Here is a 531-nt window from a genome sequence, read left to right as displayed (position 1 = left end):
GCATAATCAATTTCACCACGCGCCTCAGTCAGGCTTTTGCCCTGCTCCATCGTCATGATACGCGCCAGTTCTTCTTTGTTTTCTTTAATTAAAAAATACCAACGCCACAACACATCGGCCCGTTCCAACGCGGTTTTTGCTGCCCATAATTTTTGTGCCGTCTCTGCCTTTTGAATCAAAAGCTTCAGGCCGTCTGAACCAGTCTTACGGACAAATGCCAAAGCCTCACCTGTTGCAGGATTATCAACTCTAATGGCATCTGGAATCGGAGAAAAGGAAACATCGGGATGATTGAGAAAACGGGCAAAATTTTTCATGAGAAACAACCTTTCTAAAACCGAGGATATACGTTCATTATCATATTCATACCAAGAAAGCGCAACTGAATCGCAAAATAAGACAACAGCAAAGGCCGTCTGAATATCTTACAGCCGATCTTTGGTTTAGCGACATCATATCCATCTTAATAACGAATGAAATACGATTATTAATACTCTACCTCAAAAGGATAAGACACATGTATTACAACAA

At 41.1% G+C, this 531-nt stretch carries 1 protein-coding gene; it reads right to left on the bottom strand.

From position 1 onward, the window contains the following. Positions 1 to 317 (bottom strand): aldehyde dehydrogenase family protein (locus tag ACTHUM_RS18480; RefSeq protein WP_440403748.1); only part of this gene is annotated, 317 nt, incomplete at its 3' end. Between the last annotated feature and the right edge of the window lie 214 nt (positions 318 to 531).

This window comes from Neisseria sp. P0021.S006, assembly GCF_051956895.1.
The sequence above is the reverse complement of the archived record's forward strand: the minus strand, read 5'-3'. Positions and strand labels throughout refer to the sequence as shown.